Below are 19,395 nucleotides of genomic sequence, written 5' to 3' on the forward strand. Positions count from 1 at the left end.
AAAAAATTACTAAATATGATATTTGTTATAAAGATTTAGGTTACAATAAATTATATTTGCATTCATTCGAATTAAAAAAACTTAAAATGAAAACACTTAACGACTTCAATTTCAATAATAAAAAAGCAATTATCAGAGTAGATTTTAATGTGCCTTTAGATGAAAATTTTAAGGTTACCGATGCTACAAGAATCGAGGCAGCAAAGCCAACAATTGACAAAATATTGAAAGATGGCGGAAGTGTAATTTTAATGAGTCACTTAGGTAGACCAAAAGGTGTTGAAGCGAAATATTCATTACAACACATCGTTGCAAAAACAGAAGAAATTTTAGGTCAAAAAGTGCATTTTGCTTCGGATTGTATCGGAGAAATTGCTGAAAATGCAGCAAAAAATCTAAAATCAGGCGAAATTTTATTATTAGAAAACTTACGTTTTTACGCTGAAGAAGAAAAAGGTGATGTCGATTTTTCGAAAAAATTAGCTGCTTTAGGTGATATTTACGTGAACGATGCTTTTGGAACGGCTCACAGAGCACACGCTTCAACTACTATTATTGCGCAATTTTTCCAAGATGCGAAATGCTTTGGTTATTTGTTAGCCAAAGAAATTGAAAGCATCGAAAAAGTGTTGAAAAATTCTGAAAAGCCAGTGGTTGCGATATTAGGAGGAAGTAAAGTTTCTTCAAAAATTACGGTGATTGAAAATATTTTAGACAAAGTAAACCATATGATTATTGGTGGAGGAATGACCTTTACTTTCGTGAAAGCGTTGGGCGGAAAAATTGGTAACTCAATTTGTGAAGACGATAAATTAGATTTAGCAATTGAAATTTTAAAACAAGCAAAAGCAAAAGGAGTTCAAATACATATTCCTGTTGATGTAGTGGCTGCAGATTCTTTTTCAAACGATGCGAATACACAAATTGTAGATGTAAATCACATTCCTGACGGATGGCAAGGTTTGGATGCTGGACCAAAATCATTAGCAATTTTTAGAAGAATAATTTTAGATTCAAAAACTATTTTATGGAATGGTCCATTAGGCGTTTTCGAAATGGAAAACTTTACTAAAGGAACAATATCATTGGGAGAATATATAGCAGAATCTACTGCAAATGGTGCTTTTTCGTTAGTAGGAGGTGGCGACAGTGTTGCTGCGGTTAAACAGTTTGGTTTAGAACCAAAAATGAGTTATGTGTCAACAGGTGGTGGCGCAATGTTAGAAATGCTTGAAGGAAGAACCTTACCTGGAATCGCTGCTATTTTAGAATAATCACACAATAAAAACCTGATAATTAAGTTATTAGTTTTTACGGTGCCCCAAAAAACAAAAACAATAATGAAAAAATCAATCCTATATGCATCACTTTTGTTGTCGCTTTTTAGCTTTGGGCAAGAAAATGCAGAAAAAGAAATAAACTTACAATTACCCAAAGTTTCGTACTTAGATTCTTTGAAATCAACCTTTGTAAATCACAGTACAAGTAATTGTATCGACGAGCGATGGTTAACAGAATTGGCTAATATTGAATTATCTGAAAGCATGTTTTCGGATATTTCGGATATAAACTTTGATTCTGAAGTAAGTTATGATTTGTCTTCAGAAGTTTTGAAGAAAAGATTAGCAAAATTAGATGCAAAATCACCGTTTAATATTGAATATAATCCAGCTTTAGAAAACACGATAAAGTCTTTTTTAAAAAACAGAACCAAAGCTTTTGAGCGATTAATGGCAATTTCTGAATATTATTTTCCAATGTTTGAAGAACATTTGGCAAAATATAACATTCCGATGGAACTAAAATATTTAGCAATTGTTGAATCAGCTTTAAACCCAAGAGCAAAATCTAGAGTTGGTGCTTCAGGATTGTGGCAATTTATGTATCCTACAGGTAAGCAATACAATTTAGAGGTAAATTCATATGTTGATGAGCGCTATGACCCATTAAAAGCAACCGAAGCGGCTTGTCAGTATTTATCTAGTTTGTATGAAATTTTTGGAGATTGGAGTTTGGTTTTAGCTTCTTATAATGCTGGTCCAGGCAATGTTTCAAAAGCAATTCGTCGTTCTGGAGGAAGTCAAAATTATTGGAATATTCGTAAAAACCTTCCTCGTGAAACTGCAAATTATGTTCCTGCTTTTTTAGCTACAATGTATATTTACGAATTTAGAAAAGAGCATGGATTACAACCTAAAAAGGCAACCTTAACGTATTTTGAAACGGATACAATAATGATTAAAAAACAAATGTCTTTTAAGCATATTTCTGAATTATTAGACATTCCGGTTGAGCAATTAGAATTTTTGAATCCAATTTATAAGTTAAAAGTAATTCCTTTTGAAACAGATAAAGCGCACTATTTGAGATTACCAAAAAACAAAATGGGTCTTTTTGTTTCAAACGAAGAAAAAATATACGCTTATTTAGAATATTTGGAAACATTTAAAGAAAAATCGAAAACTGAAATTGTTGTATCAAAAGATTCTATTGCAACAAACGTTGATTCAACAGTTGTTTCAAAGCCCAAATTCGAAAGAAAAACACAATATTATACTATTAAAAGTGGCGATAATTTAGGCGAAATTGCTGACAAGTATAATGTTTTAATTTCTGAACTTAAAAAATGGAATAATTTAAAAGGCAATACAATTCAAGCAGGAAGAAGGTTAAAAATTTATTCTGATAAGAAAGTTGTTTCTTCAAACAATGAAAATACAACTAAAAACGGTATTTATACAGTTCAAAAAGGAGATTCATTGTTCACAATTGCCAAGAAACACCCCGGAGTTACAGTTGAAGAAATAAAAAAATGGAATGATATTAGTGGTGATAATATACAACCCGGGATGAAATTAAAAATCAACGGATAAAAATCATCAAAAATGAAACCAGTATTGGTGTTATTAATTACATTTTTTTCGCTTTTTTCGTGCGTAGAAAAGAGCGGAGAAGAGTCAATAGCATCTGATAGTTCTTTTGGTGAAATTAATTCCATAACCATAGTTGTAGATGATAATTTGTGGAATGGTGAAATAGGAGATACAATCCGTAAAAAACTAGCCGCACCAGTTGATGGTTTACCTCAAGAAGAACCGCTTTTTACTTTAAATCAATACCCAACAAAAGTATTTGAAGGCACCGTAAAAAAAAACAGAAACATTGTAGTTATAAAAAAAGGAAACGAGGTTTCATTTGAACACAAGGAAAATATTTTTGCAAATCCACAGCAGGTTTTTTATCTAACAGCAACTTCTAACGAAGAAATAGTAAAATTACTTGAACAGAAATCGGGAGAAATTATCAAATTTTTAAAAGAATCTGAAATTATTGAAAACCAATCTCGAATTATAAAAACACCCATTTCTGATCAAATAATTCAAGAAAGATTTAAAGTAAAAATGGCCATTCGAAACAATTATAAATACGAAATTGTTTCTAAAAAATTTTTGTGGATAAGAAGAGAACTTCCCACAGGATATAATAGTTTATTAGTTTACGATGTTCCTATTTCAATAATTGAAAAAGACAACAATATCGTTAATAACATCATTGCGGTTAGAGATTCATTAGGAAAAAAGTATATTCATGGTACATTTGGTAAAACATGGATGATTACTGAAACCGCATACTCACCTTATTTTTTACAAACAAAAATTGATAATAAAGTTGCTTTTGAAACGAAAGGAACTTGGCAGTTAAAAAACGATTTTATGGCCGGACCATTTATCAATTATGCCATAAAGGATAAAAAAAACAATAGGTATTTAATTTTAGACGGTTTTACTTATAATCCTTCAAAAGCAAAAAGAGATTTGGTTTTTGAATTAGAGAGCATGATGAAGTCTGTTATTTTTACACCATAAAAACCAAATGGAAATTACATTTAAAATTAAGCGATTTAACGAGCTTTCTACTGCAGAATTATATTCTTTACTTCAACTTCGATCAGAAGTGTTTGTGGTTGAGCAAAATTGCGTTTATCAAGACATTGATGGCAAAGACGAGAAGGCAATTCATGTTTTAGGGTATTATAATAATGAATTGGCTGCTTATTCACGCATATTTAATAAAGGATATTATTTTGATGAAGCTTCCATCGGAAGGGTAATTGTTAGTCCAAAATATCGCGATAAGAAATTTGGTCACGACTTAATGCGTGTTTCAATGAATGCTATAAAAGAAAATTTCAACGAAACAACAATTACTATTTCTGCACAAGAATATTTAAAAAAATTTTACGAATCACACGGTTTTATCCAAACAAGTGAAATGTATTTAGAGGATGATATTCCGCATATTCAGATGAAGAAAAATTAGTTTTTCTTTTCTACTGGTGCTTCATTTTTAGTAATCAAAAGTTCTACTCTTCGGTCTAACGCGCTTCCTTTTTTCAAAGATTGAGTGTTGCCATAACCCTTAAAAGTCATTCGGGTTTTGCTGATGCGTTTCATTATAAGGTAGTTGTAAACGCGTTTTGCTCTGTTTGTAGAAAGTTCACGTTTTTTGGTGTCTCTATCAATTGCTTCTTTCTGAAAAGTAGGTGTACAACATACATGGCCTTGAATTTCAAAATGAATGTTTTTATTCTTTTGCAATTGAATGGCAATTTTATCTAATTCTTTTTTAGCTTGATAGGTTAATTGGCTACTTCCTCGTTCAAAAAGTACTTTGTCAAGATAAATTCTATCACCTACAATAGCATCTTTATGAACTGAGCTATATACGCCAGGAATTTTTAAGTCTTCAATTACTATAGGCTTGAAGTTTACCACTACATCGACTCTTCGGTTTTTTGAACGCGCTTCCGGAATATTAGTTTGTAAATCTTCATCCAGCATTATTCTTCCTTTTCCTTCAAGGGTAATGATGATTTTACTTTTAATGCCTCTTTCAATTAATTTGTTTTTTACTGTGTTTGCTCTGTTTGTTGACAAAGTGTAATTATAAGCATCTTTACCTCTATCGTCGCAATACCCAAAAATTTGAACAGATTCTATACGTGAAGTATCAATTTTGCTAACAAAATTAACCACAGCATCAGCTTGTTCTTCTTTTAAGTTGTATTTGTCAAATTCAAAAAAAATAGAGTGCACTTCTTCATCTTCTTGAGCGAAAGTAACACTTGAGAAAACGATAAGAAATAGGGATAATAAGCGTTTCATTTTATTTTTTTAAAATAGATTTATATTGGGTTGAATTGTTTAATAGCGCAATTGCTTTTTCAATTTCAATGTTGTTTTTGGTATAAAAAGTATATAATCCTTCGCGATATTGATAGCGAATAATTAATTCTTCTTGTAATAATTTTTTTATTTGGACTTTATTTTTATCTAATTCAGCTTCTTGATTTCTTTCTAAGGCAAGTTCTAATTGTTTGTATTCAGCAGCGATTTGAGTATCTATTTTTTCTTTTTTAGCACTTTCTAACACGTTTTTCAGCGCTTTGTTGGTTTCGGTGTCTAAGCTTATTTTTTCTTGTTTTAAGAAAGCCTTGAAACTTGCAAAATTAACATCAGAAACAGTTGGAATTCCACTTAAAGAAGGGTTTTTATAATACAATTGAGTAGCAAAATTAAAAATAGCATCATTTTTTACTACTGCATCAGTAATGTTCGCAGTTTTTGTTTCTTCAATTTCTATATCGGGTAGAACACCACCGCCATCATAAACCGTTCTTCCCGCTTTTGTTTTAAAAGCATTGAATTCATTTTGTGATTTTTTAGTGGCTTTACCGTTTTCATCTTTTTTAGAATAATCTAAAGCTTGTATACATCTTCCTGAAGGAGTATAATATCTTGAAATGGTTACTTTTACTTGAGTTCCGTATGATAAATCAAGCGGGCGTTGTACCAAACCTTTTCCAAAACTTCTACTACCAAGAACCACTCCACGATCTAAATCCTGAATGGCACCTGCAACAATTTCTGAAGCGGAAGCGCTTTTCCCGTCAACAATAACGGCTAGTGGAATCTCTAAATCGGTTGGCTCATTTTTTGTTCTATATTCGTGATTGTGTTTTACATTTTTAGATTTTGTAGTTACAATCAGTTCATTTTTTGCCACAAAAAGATTACAAATATTTACAGCTTCGTGAAGCAGTCCTCCTGGATTTCCTCTTAAATCTAAAATAATTTTTGTGGCACCTTGTTGTTTTAAGTCCAATAAAGCGGCTTTCGTTTCTGAACTAGCTTTTTCATTAAATTTTGAAAGCACTATATAGCCTGTGTTATCTTTTAAAAGCGAATAAAAAGGCACCGCTTTGATATCTACTTCGTTTAAAATTATGGTTGCCGTTTGTGGTTTACCTTGTCTAAGAAACTGAATAACAACATTTGTGTTTTTGGCACCTCTAAGCAATTGAGAAGCATCTTCTTTATATTCTTTTAAATTTACATCACCAATTTGCGTAATTTCATCACCTGCTTTTAATCCTGCTTTATCTGCTGGAAAACCTTTATAAATTTCTTTTAAATAAACTTTTCCGTCTTTACGTTGCACCATGGCACCAATTCCTGTATACTCGCCTGTATTATTGATTTTGAATTTTAATACATCTTGTTCGTTAAAAAAAACAGTGTAAGGATCTAGCTCTTTTAACATGTTCTTTATGGCAATATCCATCATTTCACCCGCATTGGTTTCATCAACGTAATTTTGATTAACAGTTTTGAAAACGCCAGTAAAAATTTCAATTTGCTTAGCAATTTCAAAAAAATCGTTTTTGAAACTTACTCCTATGAACAGGAAAGTTAAAGCTACAATAGGGAAAATTATTTTTCTTTTAAAATAACGCTTCATGAATTGATGAATTGATTGATACTAGTTTACGAAAGTAAATAATATTGTGCAAAAATTAAACCATTGTGGTGATTTACTTTTTAATTTCGTTAAATTTTTGAAAAAGTTGGATGGTTTTTTCCTCAATTTCTTGATAAGAAAGGCGCTCTTTTGTTTGATAGAAAAACATAAAAGCATACGGTTTTTCCAAATTATCAATTAAAAGATGCTTGTTTAAACGATAGGTTTCACGTAAAACACGTTTGAAATAATTTCGGTCTACGGCTTTCTTAAAATATTTTTTTGATACCGAAACGCCCATTTTTATTTGTTCGGCATTTTCTTCTTTGTTTTCAACATATACCAAGCGCAGTGGAAATTTCGAAACCGAATTTCCTTCTGAAAACAGCAAATCAATAGCGGTTTTGCTTTTTAATTTTTCTTTTTTGGGATAAGTGAATTGCATGGAGCAAAGGTATAAAAAAAGCTTCTTCAAATGATGAAGAAGCTTTTTTAGTGTGTATTTCAAAATTATACTTCTGCTAAAACGGTTTTGTTTTTAACTAATTCGGCCTGTACATGTGTTGGAACTAGTTGATAATTTGCAAAATGCAATTTGAATTTTGCTTTTCCTTGTGTTAGTGAGCGAAGTGTTGAACCATAATCTTTTAATTCAGCTAGAGGCACTTCTGCAATAATTTTTTGGTAATGTCCGTCTGTATCCATTCCTTGAATGATGGCTCTTCTGGTTTGTAAATCACCCATAACATCTCCTGTGTGATGGTCTTCGCACAATACTTCTAAATGATAATAAGGCTCTAATAGTTGAGGTTTAGCCTCGTTAAAAGCCAATCTAAATGCGTGTGAAGCAGCTAATTGAAACGAAATATCGTTGCTGTCTACAGCATGCATTTTTCCGTCATAAATACAAACACGTATGTTTTGACAATTCGAACCCGTTAATGGACCTTCAGTCATTTCCTGCATGATTCCTTTTTTGATTGCAGTTGCATAACGATTATCAATGGCTCCACCAACAATGCACCAATAGAAAGCAAATTTTCCTCCCCAAGACAATTCTTCAATTTCTTTATGGCGAACATTTACACCATGCGGCTCTGGCATGTCTTCAAAATAAGGTTCAATAGTGATGTGTACTTCACCAAATTGCCCTGCACCACCACTTTGTTTTTTATGACGGTATTCTGCTTTTGCCGCCGAAGTGATAGTTTCACGATAGGGAACTTTTGGCTCTTCAAACACAATTTCGATGTTGTTTTCGTTTTCGATGCGGTGTTTGATTAAATCCAAATGTAGTTGCCCCTGTCCTTGAATAATGGTTTGTTTTAATTCGGCAGATTGTTCCACTTTTAAAGTTAAATCTTCTTCCTGAATTTGATGCAATGCCTTAATCATTTTTTCCATATCAGCAAGATTAGCAGTTGAAACGGCTTTTCTGATTCGGCTGTCTGGAAATTGCATTTTTCTGATTTTTCGGTCTACACCTTTCGTGTTAAGCGTATTATTTGAATGGCCAAATTTTAAACGAACTGTTGCTCCTAAATCGCCAGCAACTAATTTTTCCACTGCGGTTCGTTGTTTTCCTTCGGTTACAAAAATTTGAGTTAGGCGTTCGATTTCACCATTATCGGCATTTACTAATTCATCTCCTGCGTTCAATTCGCCAGAAAGCACTTTGAAATAAGAAACCATTCCCACTTGAGGTTCAGAAAGTGTTTTGTAAATAAAAACGGTGGTTTTATCAGAAGCATCGCATTTTAATTCAGCGCCATTTTCTAATTTTTTAGCAGGTCTGTCGGCTGGAGAAGGCGCAATATCATCAATAAATCCCATAATTCTTCCGCTTCCCATATCTTTCAATCCTGAAGCACAAAAAACTGGAAAAATTTGTTGATGTGCTAAGGCAATGGTTAATCCTTTTGCTAAATCTTCTTCGTCTAAATTACCTTTTTCAAAGTATTTTTCCATTAAACCTTCTTCGTTTTCAGCGGCAGCTTCAACTAATGCATTATGAAGAGCGTTTGCTTTTTCTAATTCAGCAGTTGGAATAGACATTTTTTCTGGTTTTCCGCCATTTTCTGGAAAAACATACATCGTCATGCGAAGTACATCGATAATGCTATTGAATTTTTCGCCCGAATTGTACGGATATTGAATTGGAATTACTTTGCTTCCAAAACGATTTTTGGCTTGTTCTAAAGTAGTGTCATAATCAGCTTTTGGATGATCCATTTGATTGATGACAAATAAGGTAGGAGTTTGATAGTTTTGCACATATTCCCAAACAATTTCGGTGCCAACTTCAACACCTGAAGCTGCATTTAAAAGAATTAAAGCCGTGTCTGAAACTTTTAACGAAGAAACGACTTCACCAATAAAATCGTCAAAACCTGGAGTGTCAATAATATTTATTTTGTTGTTGTGCCATTTGGCGTGCATTAAATGACTGTAAAGGGTGTTTTCTCTTTCGTGTTCTAAATCGGTAAAATCTGAAATCGTGTTGTGTGCTTCTACCGAGCCTCGACGCGGAATGATACCACTTTCAAACAACATGGTCTCGATAAATGTGGTTTTCCCTGAACCAGAATGTCCAAGAAATACCACGTTTCTAATGTCTTTGGTTGCAATGCTCATAATATTGTATTTTTAAATTGCGTAATAATTTTTGAAATGCGTTTTAAGCACCTTAAAATTACGACATTCTAAAAACGTGAGTTATGATATTTATCAGGTAGTTTATCAAAGCTATCACACAAAAAAAGCGACCCTAAAGTCGCTTTTCGTTATTTTTTTACAAAAACATTGTCTTCTTTGTTTACATCGGCTAATAAACCACTCGGGTCAATAGTGATGGATTTTATATCTGTTTTTGCTTTTGGAATTTCAAAAAAGTAGGTTGGATAGGCCCAATCCCAGCCTTTTAAAAATGTAGCTTTAATTCCAGTATATGGATTTGGTTTTTCCCAACGCATTAACGTATTTGGAATGTAGAAAAATTCTTTTGTTCCGTCAGTATATTCTACTAAAATATCTAATGGCATAGGCATTCTTCCCTTACGTTCTAGCGAAACACCTGTTCTTTGTACGCCATCGGTTGCACTTTCAACATTTTTAATCGAATAATCAATGGTATTTGTGGTTTGTGCCCATTCGTTTAAGTACCAATCTAGATTAGCACCAGAAACTTTTTCCGCCACTCGTTTGATGTCGTTTGGTGTTGGATGTGTAAATTTATATTCGTTGTAGTAACGTTTAATGGTTTTGTTGAGGTTTTCTTGTCCAATTAGATAGCCAAGTTGCGCTAGAAATATTTCTCCTTTGCTGTAAGCTCCAATACCATAAGACATATTCAAATCGTAACGATCTGCATGAGTGGTTAACGGTTGTTCTTTACCGGATTTTGCTAAATAAATGTAGTTGTTATATGAATCTTCAAACGGATTTTCAGGTGTTTTTGGAGGTAACACTTTTTGCATAGCTAAATTTGAAATATAAGTTGTAAAACCTTCATCCATCCAACAATGTTTCGATTCGTTTGTTGCTAAAATTTGTTGAAACCAACTGTGTGCAAATTCATGGGCTGTTACACCTACTAAGCTACCATAGGCTCTGTTTCCAGTAATTAATGTACACATTGCATACTCCATTCCGCCATCTCCTCCTTGAATTACCGAATATTGTTTGTAAGGATATTGTCCTACATTTTCGTTAAAAAACGCTAATAATTCAGCAGTTTTAGGTTGCATTTTTTTCCAATTCTCTAAGTTTTCTGCTTTGTTTTTGTATAAGAAATGTAATTCCACACCGTTTGGTCCCAAAATCATATCGTGCACAAATTCATTATCTGCTCCCCAAGCAAAATCATGCACGTTAGGTGCGTAAAAATGCCATGTTAGTGTTTTTGTTTTCTTTGGATAAACAACTTGTACACCAGCATCTTGATAGCCGTGACCGATTTCGTTTTTATTTTGTAAATAACCCGTTCCACCAATAGTATAGGATTTATCAATGGTAATTTTTACATCAAAATTTCCCCAAACACCGTGAAACTCTCTCGCGATGTATGGGTTAGCGTGCCAACCTTCAAAATCATATTCGCATAATTTTGGATACCATTGTGTCATGGATAAAGCAACACCTTCTTCAGAAATTCTTCCAGAACGACGAATTTGTAGTGGCACTTGGCCATCAAAATCTAATGAAAGTGTTGTTTTTTGTTTTGGTAAAATAGGTTTTACTAGAGTAACTTCTAAAATAGTTCCCACTACTTTTGTAGTCGCAGAAATTCCATCTTGTTTAAAATTAGCAATGTTTAAATAGCCAATTTCATTTGGTTTTAAAGTGCTAATTCTACTTTCTTTTACATCTTTTCCTTCTTTTTTAAAGGTGCGCACCATTCGTTTATCAGGGTCAGAGATTGCTTGAAGCCTTGCATCCATTTCGCTTCCTGGTTGAAACGCATTATTGTACAAATGATAATACACTTTGTGTAAAGTATCATTAGAATTGTTGGTATAAATGATTTCTTGTTTTCCAGTATACTGGAATTTTTTGACATCCATTTTGACATCCATTTTATAGTCAACATGTTGTTGCCAATAACCAGGATTTGGATTGTTTTGAGCGAAACCAATACAAGAAATAAAAATAAAAAGTAAGTTTTTCATAATCAGTTTTTTAAAAGAAAAACCTACAAGAATTTGACAACCTGTAGGTTTTGGATTTTAATATAAAATATACAATAATTATTTTTTTGCCATTTTTTTCGCTAAAAGTAATGCGTTGTATGCATTAACAATCTTTCCAGATTTTGATGCATCAGCAAAGTTTACTTTGTGTTTGTCTTCGCCAATAGTAACTGTGTTTTTTAATGGTGTTCCGCTTTCCATAATAATTTGTTTTACTTGAACCGCAGTTAAACTTGGATAGTATGAACGAATTAATGTTGCTACACCAGCCACGTTTGGTGATGCCATCGAAGTTCCTTGTAAATATTCGTAGTTATTTAATGGTGTAGTAGCATAAATTTTATCACCAGGAGCATAAATATCTACATTGTTTTTTCCGTAATTTGAAAAACTTGCTACCATTTTAGTACCATAACTTGGCGAAAGCGCTCCAACAATTATAACGTTTTTAGCAAATTCAGGAGAATTATCATAAGTATCGTTCGGATATTTATTAGTAACATCTAAATCATAAGATTCGTTACCAGCAGCGATAACTACTAAAACATCTTTAGATTCTGCATATTTGATAGCATCAATAACCCATTCTTTGTTTTGTGAAAAGTATTTTCCAAAAGAACCATTGATTACTTTGGCACCATTGTCTACAGCATAACGAATTCCTAAAGCAATATCTTTATCGTATTCATCACCATTAGGAACGGCTCTTACAGCCATAATTTGAGCATTATTAGTAACACCATCGCCACCAATATTGTTGCTTCTAACTTGAGCTACAATTCCAGCCACGTGTGTTCCGTGTTTAGCTTCTTTTGGTTCTGGACCCACTACGTTATTGTTACCGTATTTAGTGTCTTTTAAATCATTTGGATTATCACCAACGATAGAACGACCATCAAATTCTACATTCAAATTGTAATTCACTTGTCCGTAAACATAATCTTTGAATTCTTCAATTTGAGCGTCAAATTCAGCTTTTGTTGTATTACTTAGAATTTGTGTAAACATAGCTTTTGCTTGTTTTACACCAGTATCTTCTGATTGAATTGCTTTTACTTCTTCTAATGTAAAATCATCTTTTTTCAAATGCGCTTTGATTGCTTTATCCGCATTTAAAATAAAGTCTAATTGTTGTTTTTGACCTTTGATTCCTTCTAATTCTTCTTCAAGTTTTGCTTTTGCTTTATCATAGTCTGGAGTTCCCGGCCCTTTTTTAACGATACGCGTCATTTCAAGTTGCTCATTAACAGCATTTCCTAAGAAATTCCAACCGTGCATGTCATCAATGTAACCGTTTTTATCATCGTCAATCCCATTACCAGCTATTTCTTTTGGATTAGTCCAAATCACAGCTTTTAAGTCTTCGTGGTTAATATCTACACCAGAATCAACGATTCCAACAATAACTTTTTTGCCTTTTTTACCTTTTAAAAGTTCAGCATAAGCTTTGTCAACACTCATCCCCGGCACAGTATCTTTTACTAAGTCTAAATGACTCCAGCGTTTTAAATCGTTTTCTGCAACAGGAGTTATTTTTAATGGTAAATTATCGATATTTTCAACAGGAGTTGATATCATTTTTTGTGGACCGCAACTAGCTAAAATAAATCCTAAAGCTAGGCTTAAATACAGAGGTCTAAAAATTTTCTTCATTTTCTCAATTAATTAATTTTCAGCTATTGGACTGAAATATTGTTTATTTGTTACAGTTCTGTGTTTTTTTAACTTTATTTTAAAACTTCTTCACAGGTGAAAACCTCTTTTAAGCGAACGCCTTTTTCCGTTTTTTCTACTGTAATTATTTCATTGTGTGCATCATGTTCTAAAAACAGATAATAATTATTTTCAGCTGCGGCATTCATAAATTTAGCTTTTTCATCCATGGTTAAAAGTGGACGTGTGTCATAACCCATTACATATGGTATCGGAATATGTCCTGCAGTTGCTAATAAATCGCCACAAAAAACAATTGTTTTTCCGTTATAGTTGATGTGTGGAATCATTTGTTTTTCTGTATGGCCATCTGCAAAGAAAATTCCGAAACCTAATTCAGATTCCTGTAAGAAATCTCCTACTGGTCTTTTAATAAAATTCAATTGACCACTTTCTTGCATTGGAATTATATTTTCATGTAAAAACGAGGCTTTTTCTCTTGAATTTGGTTTTGTTGCCCATTCCCAATGGTTGTCATTTGTCCAAAATTTAGCATTTTTAAACGCGACTTCAAAACCGGTTTTGTCTTTATTCCAATTTACACTTCCTCCACAATGGTCGAAATGTAAATGCGTCATAAACACATCGGTAATATCATTACGGTGAAAACCTGCATTTTTTAAAGATTTATCTAACGAATGATCACCCCAAAGCGAATAATATCCAAAAAATTTATCCGATTGTTTATTGCCCATTCCGGTATCAATCAAAGTCAATCGGTTTCCGTCTTCAATTAACAGACATCTAGCTGCAATATCAATAAGATTATTTTCGTCGGCTGGATTGGTTTTATTCCAAATGGTTTTAGGCACCACGCCAAACATGGCACCACCGTCTAATTTAAAATTTCCTGCTTCAATAGGATGTAATTTCATGTTTCAATCATTTTTCAGCCAAATTACAAAAAATACTATAAACAGAAACTATGAATCTATAAGTTATAAAAATGTTAGTAACTCTTGTAAAAAGCAATTTAAGGCTTATCTTTGCGGTTAATTTAGACAAAATCAAAATAAGCTATGATTAAAGTATCAGACACAGCAAGTAAAAAAATCATTGCAATGATGCAGGAAGATGGTTTTGATGCGGCCAAAGATTACGTGCGAGTAGGCGTAAAAAGTGGTGGTTGTTCCGGTTTGTCATACGAATTAAAATTTGACAAAGAAATAGGAGAAAACGATAAAATATTTGAAGATAATAATGTGAAAATTGCAGTTGAGAAAAAGAGTTTTCTTTACTTGGCTGGAACTATATTAGAGTTTTCAGGTGGATTAAACGGAAAAGGATTTGTTTTTAATAATCCTAATGCACAAAGAACTTGTGGATGTGGAGAGAGTTTCTCTCTATAAATCAAAAAATATGAGTAAATACACAGAAGACGACTTAAAAGTCGAATTAGAAAATAAAGAATACGAATACGGATTTTATACCGAATTGGACTCGGAAACGTTTCCTGTTGGGTTAAATGAAGACATTGTTCGTGCCATTTCCAAGAAAAAAGAAGAGCCAGAATGGATGACTGAATGGCGTTTGGAAGCTTTTCGCGCTTGGCAAGAAATGGAAGAGCCAGAATGGGCCAACGTAAATTACGAAAAACCCGATTTTCAAGCCATTTCGTATTATTCGGCACCTAAAAAAGCCGATCCGAATAAGAAATTAGAAGACGTTGACCCAGAACTTTTGGCGATGTACAAAAAGTTAGGAATTTCGGTTGATGAGCAAAAGAAAATGAATAACGTGGCGATTGATATCGTGGTAGATTCGGTTTCTGTGGCAACGACTTTCAAGAAAACATTAAACGAAAAAGGTATTATTTTTTGTTCAATTTCTGAAGCGATTAAAGAACATCCAGAATTAGTTCGTAAACATTTAGGAACGGTTGTTCCAATGAAAGATAATTTTTACGCGGCTTTAAATTCGGCTGTTTTCTCTGACGGAAGTTTCTGTTATATTCCAAAAGGCGTTCGTTGTCCAATGGAATTATCAACGTATTTCCGAATCAATCAAGGAGGAACAGGTCAGTTTGAAAGAACGTTATTGGTTGCTGATGAAGAGAGTTATGTGTCTTATTTAGAAGGATGTACCGCTCCAAGTCGTGATGAAAACCAATTGCACGCAGCTGTTGTAGAATTAATTGCAATGGACGGAGCTGAAATCAAATATTCAACCGTTCAAAACTGGTATCCTGGAAATAAAGAAGGTAAAGGTGGAGTTTACAACTTCGTTACCAAAAGAGGTTTGTGCGAGAAAAACGCAAAAATTTCTTGGACGCAAGTAGAAACAGGTTCGGCGGTAACTTGGAAATATCCTTCTTGTGTGCTGAAAGGCGATAATTCAATCGGAGAGTTTTACTCAATTGCCGTAACCAATAATTTCCAACAAGCAGATACGGGAACGAAGATGATTCATTTGGGAAAAAACACCAAATCAACCATTATTTCTAAAGGTATTTCAGCAGGAAAATCACAAAATAGTTATAGAGGATTAGTACAAATAGGAGCAAGAGCAGAAAATGCTCGTAACTTCTCACAATGTGATTCGCTTTTAATGGGAAATAATTGTGGTGCACACACTTTCCCATATATCGAAAGTAAAAATGCTTCGGCAAAAATTGAACACGAAGCTACGACTTCAAAAATTGGAGAAGACCAAGTGTTCTATTGCAACCAACGCGGAATTCCAACTGAAAAAGCCATTGCTTTAATCGTAAATGGTTTCAGTAGAGAAGTATTGAACAAATTACCAATGGAATTCGCAGTAGAAGCGCAGAAATTATTGGAAATTTCGTTAGAAGGTTCAGTAGGATAATCAATCATAAATTAGAATATATAACACATTTACAAAATGTTACAGATAAAAAACTTACACGCTTCGGTAGAAGACAAAGACATATTAAAAGGAATCAACCTTGAAATTAAAGCAGGAGAAGTGCATGCGATTATGGGACCTAATGGTGCCGGAAAATCAACATTATCTTCTATCATTGCCGGAAACGAAAATTACGAAGTAACTGAAGGCGAAATCTTTTTAGACGGAGAAGAAATTTCAGAATTAGCTCCAGAAGAGAGAGCGCACAAAGGCGTTTTCTTATCGTTTCAATATCCAGTAGAAATTCCAGGGGTTTCGGTGACTAATTTCATCAAAACAGCTATCAACGAAAGTAGAAAAGCTAACGGAAAAGAGGAAATGCCAGCGAATGAAATGTTGAAATTAATCCGTGAAAAATCGGAATTATTAGAAATGGACAGAAAATTCTTGTCACGTTCTTTAAACGAAGGTTTTTCAGGTGGTGAAAAGAAACGTAATGAAATCTTCCAAATGGCAATGTTAGAACCTAAAATCGCTATTTTGGACGAAACCGATTCAGGTTTAGATATCGATGCGTTACGAATTGTAGCTAACGGAGTAAACAAATTGAAAAACGAAAACAACGCGGTATTAGTAATTACGCACTACCAACGTTTGTTAGACTATATCGTTCCAGATTTCGTTCACGTTTTAATGGACGGAAAAATCGTAAAAACGGGTGGAGCTGATTTAGCTTTAGAATTAGAAGAAAAAGGATACGACTGGATTAAACAAGAACAAGAAGCATAATATGGAGTTGAAAGATAAAATGTTGGCTTCCTTCATGGCCTTTGAAGAAAAAATCAAAGACAATGAAGATTTGCACGAAGTTCGAAATCACGCCATTAAAAATTTCGAAAACAAAGGTTTCCCTTCAAAAAAAGAGGAAGCTTGGAAATACACGTCGTTAAATACCATTTTAAAAAATGATTTTTCGGTTTTTCCGAAGAAAGAAAATTCGATTGAATTTAAAGATGTAAAAAAGTATTTCTTACACGAAATTGATACTTATAAAGTAGTTTTCATTGACGGAATTTTCAGTTCGTTTTTGTCGTCTACTACGCATGATGGTTTAGATGTTTGTTTGATGTCTTCTGCATTGACCAAACCAAAATATAAAATGGTAATTGATACCTATTTCAATCAAATTGCGAGTAAAGAAGAGAGTTTGACTTCTCTAAATACCGCTTTTTCATTGGAAGGTGCTTATATCAATATTCCAAAAAGCAAAGTGGTTGAAAAACCTATCGAAATCATCTATTTCTCAACCGGAAATGAAGCAGCTTTGATGGTACAACCTCGAAACTTAATCATCGTTGGAGAAAACGCTCACGTGCAAATCGTAGAACGTCATCAAAGTTTGAATTCTAATCCAGTTTTAACGAATTCGGTTACCGAAATTTTCGCTCAAAAACGCGCAATTGTAGATTACTACAAAGTACAAAACGATGTGCAAACTGCGAATTTGATTGACAATACGTACATCGCGCAAAAGCAAGAGAGTAGAGTAGCAGTGCATACTTTTTCGTTTGGTGGAAACATCACGAGAAACAATTTGAATTTCTATCACCAAGGCGAACGAATCGATTCTACTTTGAAAGGAATTACCATTATTGGCGACAAACAACACGTTGATCATTATACTTTGGTACAACACGCAACACCAAATTGCGAAAGCCACCAAAACTATAAAACGATTTTGCATGACAATTCAACCGGAGTTTTCAATGGAAAAATCTTCGTAGAAAAAGAAGCGCAAAAAACCGATGCGTTCCAACAAAACAACAACATTTTAATTGGCGATAAAGCTACTATCAACGCAAAACCACAATTGGAAATTTTTGCCGATGATGTAAAATGTTCACATGGTTGTACGATTGGACAATTAGACGAAAGCGCGATGTTCTACATGCAACAACGTGGAATTCCCAAGAAAGAAGCGAAAGCTTTATTGATGTATGCGTTTACAAGTGAAGTAACCAACAGTATCAAAATACCTGAATTAAAAGCTAAAATCGGTAGAATTATTGCCGATAAATTAGGAGTTAATATGGGATTTGATTTGTAGTTATTTCTTTTTAGATAATAGAAACCGCCTAAAAGGCGGTTTTTTTGTTTAAATCCCAACCTTTTTATGTAAATTGAACTCTTATAAAGAAACATCTTTTATGAAATGTAAAATAGTTTTAATTCTTCTTATGTTTATGAATCTTTTTTTTGCTCAAACAGCAATTAAACAAGATTCTGTTTTCGCAAAAAAGATCGAAATTTTCAATACTAATTATAAAGAATTTGAAGTGGTTGGAAATATTGTTTATGCTGTAACAAAAGGAGATAGTTTGGTTAGGTTTAATTTAGAGACAAAGAAGAAGAGAATATTGTCAAAATCAGCCGTTTCTTTAGTTAAAAACGCCAATAGTGAGATTCTATTTATTGATAAAAAAGGAAATGTTTGTAAACAAATAAAAGCAAACAAATTTGAAGTAATTAATTCTTTAAAAGCAAATTTGTTTTATAAAATTTTAGTTGATAATCATGACGAAGTTGTTGTGTTTTCTGACAAAGCTATTCATTACAAGAAATCTGAATATATTCCAATTTTTGATTCTCCTTTTTATCGAAAGGCGGGAAGAAGGAAAAGAAGTGATTTTTTAATACCAGCAGATTTTTTGTTTTTAGATAAAAATAATTATTTGTGGTTTGCTTATGATGCTGGTGAGTGGGGAGGAGATGTTTGTTTTTTTGATTTGCAGAATGAAAAATTTATATATGATATTTACGATAATAATGGATCTGAGTTTCCGTATAATTTTTTTATTGGATCTGGAATTAAAGGAATTACATCTGTTTCTGAAACCATCTATGTGACTTCAAGTAAAATGCATTTTTATCTTTCAGGGGATATTTCGAAAATTAAAAAAGTTGCGGGTAATTATCAAATTTGTGACAACAATAGCTTTTTGACAAGGACATCTGTAGATACTTTAAGAAATTGGTATAAAAATGATACAGAGGAAAAATTAAAAGAAAGGCAAAAATCTTTTATTGAAGAATATTTGGGACCTATTCAATTTAATCCTTTCAATAATTCTGTTTATTATTACAGTAATTTTGGTTTTTTTAAACTTGAAGAGTTTGATGATTGCATTTTTTTAAAAAAGTTTTTGTTTAAACCATGGATTTATTGGTCTGATGGCCTTTCAGATGCGGTAGGCTACCAAATGAATGTCACCAAATTCGAGTTTATTTCCGAAAATGAACTTGTCTTTCTAACCACAAACAATGGAATTGGCTACTATAATGGAACAGAAGTTAAATATTTTCAATAGATTTTAACCTTTATTTA

At 33.0% G+C, this 19,395-nt stretch carries 16 protein-coding genes; 9 read left to right on the top strand and 7 right to left on the bottom strand.

Annotated elements, in window-relative coordinates:
• Positions 1-86: 86 nt before the first annotated feature.
• The 4 genes from G4L40_RS01985 (at position 87) to G4L40_RS02000 (ending at position 4,320) form a co-directional block, all read left to right on the top strand.
• Positions 87-1,274, top strand: a complete 1,188-nt coding sequence (locus G4L40_RS01985) for a phosphoglycerate kinase (RefSeq protein ID WP_166235475.1) — start codon at positions 87-89, stop codon at positions 1,272-1,274.
• A gap of 66 nt (positions 1,275-1,340) precedes the next feature.
• The gene (locus G4L40_RS01990) at positions 1,341-2,873 is read left to right on the top strand and encodes a lytic transglycosylase domain-containing protein (RefSeq protein WP_166235476.1); all 1,533 of its coding nucleotides are present in this window, start codon (positions 1,341-1,343) and stop codon (positions 2,871-2,873) included.
• A gap of 12 nt (positions 2,874-2,885) precedes the next feature.
• Positions 2,886-3,866 (top strand): DUF4837 family protein, encoded by a 981-nt coding sequence (locus G4L40_RS01995; protein ID WP_166235477.1) that lies wholly within the window; start codon positions 2,886-2,888, stop codon positions 3,864-3,866.
• 7 nt (positions 3,867-3,873) lie between these two features.
• Positions 3,874-4,320, top strand: a complete 447-nt coding sequence (locus G4L40_RS02000; protein ID WP_166235478.1) for a GNAT family N-acetyltransferase — start codon at positions 3,874-3,876, stop codon at positions 4,318-4,320.
• Here the strand turns inward: G4L40_RS02000 and G4L40_RS02005 are convergent.
• The 7 genes from G4L40_RS02005 to G4L40_RS02035 all read right to left on the bottom strand — a co-directional run bounded on the left by G4L40_RS02005 (position 4,317) and on the right by G4L40_RS02035 (position 14,077).
• Entirely contained in the window at positions 4,317-5,165 is an 849-nt protein-coding gene (locus G4L40_RS02005) for an OmpA family protein (protein ID WP_166235479.1), read from the bottom strand. The genes G4L40_RS02000 and G4L40_RS02005 overlap by 4 nt on opposite strands.
• 1 nt (position 5,166) lies before the next feature.
• On the bottom strand, positions 5,167-6,801 hold the full coding sequence (locus tag G4L40_RS02010) for a S41 family peptidase (protein WP_166235480.1): 1,635 nt from the start codon (positions 6,799-6,801) through the stop codon (positions 5,167-5,169).
• Between the two features lie 73 nt (positions 6,802-6,874).
• Entirely contained in the window at positions 6,875-7,246 is a 372-nt protein-coding gene (gene rnpA, locus G4L40_RS02015; protein WP_166235481.1) for a ribonuclease P protein component, read from the bottom strand.
• A 65-nt stretch (positions 7,247-7,311) separates the two neighbouring features.
• Positions 7,312-9,435 carry an elongation factor G gene (locus G4L40_RS02020; protein WP_166235482.1) on the bottom strand — a complete coding sequence of 708 codons (2,124 nt, stop codon included), beginning with the start codon at positions 9,433-9,435 and terminating at the stop codon, positions 7,312-7,314.
• Between the two features lie 149 nt (positions 9,436-9,584).
• On the bottom strand, positions 9,585-11,468 hold the full coding sequence (locus tag G4L40_RS02025) for a M1 family metallopeptidase (protein WP_166235483.1): 1,884 nt from the start codon (positions 11,466-11,468) through the stop codon (positions 9,585-9,587).
• Between the two features lie 78 nt (positions 11,469-11,546).
• Positions 11,547-13,142 carry a S8 family peptidase gene (locus tag G4L40_RS02030; protein WP_166235484.1) on the bottom strand — a complete coding sequence of 532 codons (1,596 nt, stop codon included), beginning with the start codon at positions 13,140-13,142 and terminating at the stop codon, positions 11,547-11,549.
• Between the two features lie 74 nt (positions 13,143-13,216).
• The gene (locus G4L40_RS02035) at positions 13,217-14,077 is read right to left on the bottom strand and encodes an MBL fold metallo-hydrolase (RefSeq protein WP_166235485.1); all 861 of its coding nucleotides are present in this window, start codon (positions 14,075-14,077) and stop codon (positions 13,217-13,219) included.
• A 144-nt stretch (positions 14,078-14,221) separates the two neighbouring features.
• Between G4L40_RS02035 and G4L40_RS02040 the strand changes: the two genes are divergently transcribed.
• From G4L40_RS02040 to G4L40_RS02060, 5 genes are all read left to right on the top strand, one after another.
• A complete protein-coding gene (locus tag G4L40_RS02040; protein ID WP_166235486.1) occupies positions 14,222-14,551 on the top strand; it encodes a HesB/IscA family protein in 330 nt (109 codons plus the stop codon).
• Between the two features lie 10 nt (positions 14,552-14,561).
• Positions 14,562-16,010 (top strand): Fe-S cluster assembly protein SufB, encoded by a 1,449-nt coding sequence (gene sufB, locus G4L40_RS02045; protein WP_166235487.1) that lies wholly within the window; start codon positions 14,562-14,564, stop codon positions 16,008-16,010.
• A gap of 36 nt (positions 16,011-16,046) precedes the next feature.
• Positions 16,047-16,799: a Fe-S cluster assembly ATPase SufC gene (sufC, locus tag G4L40_RS02050; protein WP_111566550.1), complete on the top strand. Its 753-nt coding sequence runs from the start codon at positions 16,047-16,049 to the stop codon at positions 16,797-16,799.
• A gap of 1 nt (position 16,800) precedes the next feature.
• Positions 16,801-18,117, top strand: a complete 1,317-nt coding sequence (sufD, locus tag G4L40_RS02055) for a Fe-S cluster assembly protein SufD (protein ID WP_166235488.1) — start codon at positions 16,801-16,803, stop codon at positions 18,115-18,117.
• A gap of 136 nt (positions 18,118-18,253) precedes the next feature.
• A complete protein-coding gene (locus G4L40_RS02060; protein ID WP_166235489.1) occupies positions 18,254-19,378 on the top strand; it encodes a hypothetical protein in 1,125 nt (374 codons plus the stop codon).
• Positions 19,379-19,395 lie beyond the last annotated feature (17 nt).

Origin of the sequence: Flavobacterium celericrescens (assembly GCF_011392075.1) — a bacterium.
GTDB lineage: Bacteria > Bacteroidota > Bacteroidia > Flavobacteriales > Flavobacteriaceae > Flavobacterium > Flavobacterium celericrescens.

Coding starts and splice junctions, on each gene's coding strand:
- G4L40_RS02060 (WP_166235489.1), top strand. CDS start 18,254: ATGAATCTTTTTTTTGCTCAAACAGCAATTAAACAAGATTCTGTTTTC.
- G4L40_RS02010 (WP_166235480.1), bottom strand. CDS start 6,801: ATGAAGCGTTATTTTAAAAGAAAAATAATTTTCCCTATTGTAGCTTTA.
- G4L40_RS01985 (WP_166235475.1), top strand. CDS start 87: ATGAAAACACTTAACGACTTCAATTTCAATAATAAAAAAGCAATTATC.
- sufC (WP_111566550.1), top strand. CDS start 16,047: ATGTTACAGATAAAAAACTTACACGCTTCGGTAGAAGACAAAGACATA.
- G4L40_RS02040 (WP_166235486.1), top strand. CDS start 14,222: ATGATTAAAGTATCAGACACAGCAAGTAAAAAAATCATTGCAATGATG.
- G4L40_RS01995 (WP_166235477.1), top strand. CDS start 2,886: ATGAAACCAGTATTGGTGTTATTAATTACATTTTTTTCGCTTTTTTCG.
- sufB (WP_166235487.1), top strand. CDS start 14,562: ATGAGTAAATACACAGAAGACGACTTAAAAGTCGAATTAGAAAATAAA.
- G4L40_RS02005 (WP_166235479.1), bottom strand. CDS start 5,165: ATGAAACGCTTATTATCCCTATTTCTTATCGTTTTCTCAAGTGTTACT.
- G4L40_RS02030 (WP_166235484.1), bottom strand. CDS start 13,142: ATGAAGAAAATTTTTAGACCTCTGTATTTAAGCCTAGCTTTAGGATTT.
- rnpA (WP_166235481.1), bottom strand. CDS start 7,246: ATGCAATTCACTTATCCCAAAAAAGAAAAATTAAAAAGCAAAACCGCT.
- G4L40_RS02035 (WP_166235485.1), bottom strand. CDS start 14,077: ATGAAATTACATCCTATTGAAGCAGGAAATTTTAAATTAGACGGTGGT.
- G4L40_RS02020 (WP_166235482.1), bottom strand. CDS start 9,435: ATGAGCATTGCAACCAAAGACATTAGAAACGTGGTATTTCTTGGACAT.
- G4L40_RS01990 (WP_166235476.1), top strand. CDS start 1,341: ATGAAAAAATCAATCCTATATGCATCACTTTTGTTGTCGCTTTTTAGC.
- G4L40_RS02025 (WP_166235483.1), bottom strand. CDS start 11,468: ATGAAAAACTTACTTTTTATTTTTATTTCTTGTATTGGTTTCGCTCAA.
- G4L40_RS02000 (WP_166235478.1), top strand. CDS start 3,874: ATGGAAATTACATTTAAAATTAAGCGATTTAACGAGCTTTCTACTGCA.
- sufD (WP_166235488.1), top strand. CDS start 16,801: ATGGAGTTGAAAGATAAAATGTTGGCTTCCTTCATGGCCTTTGAAGAA.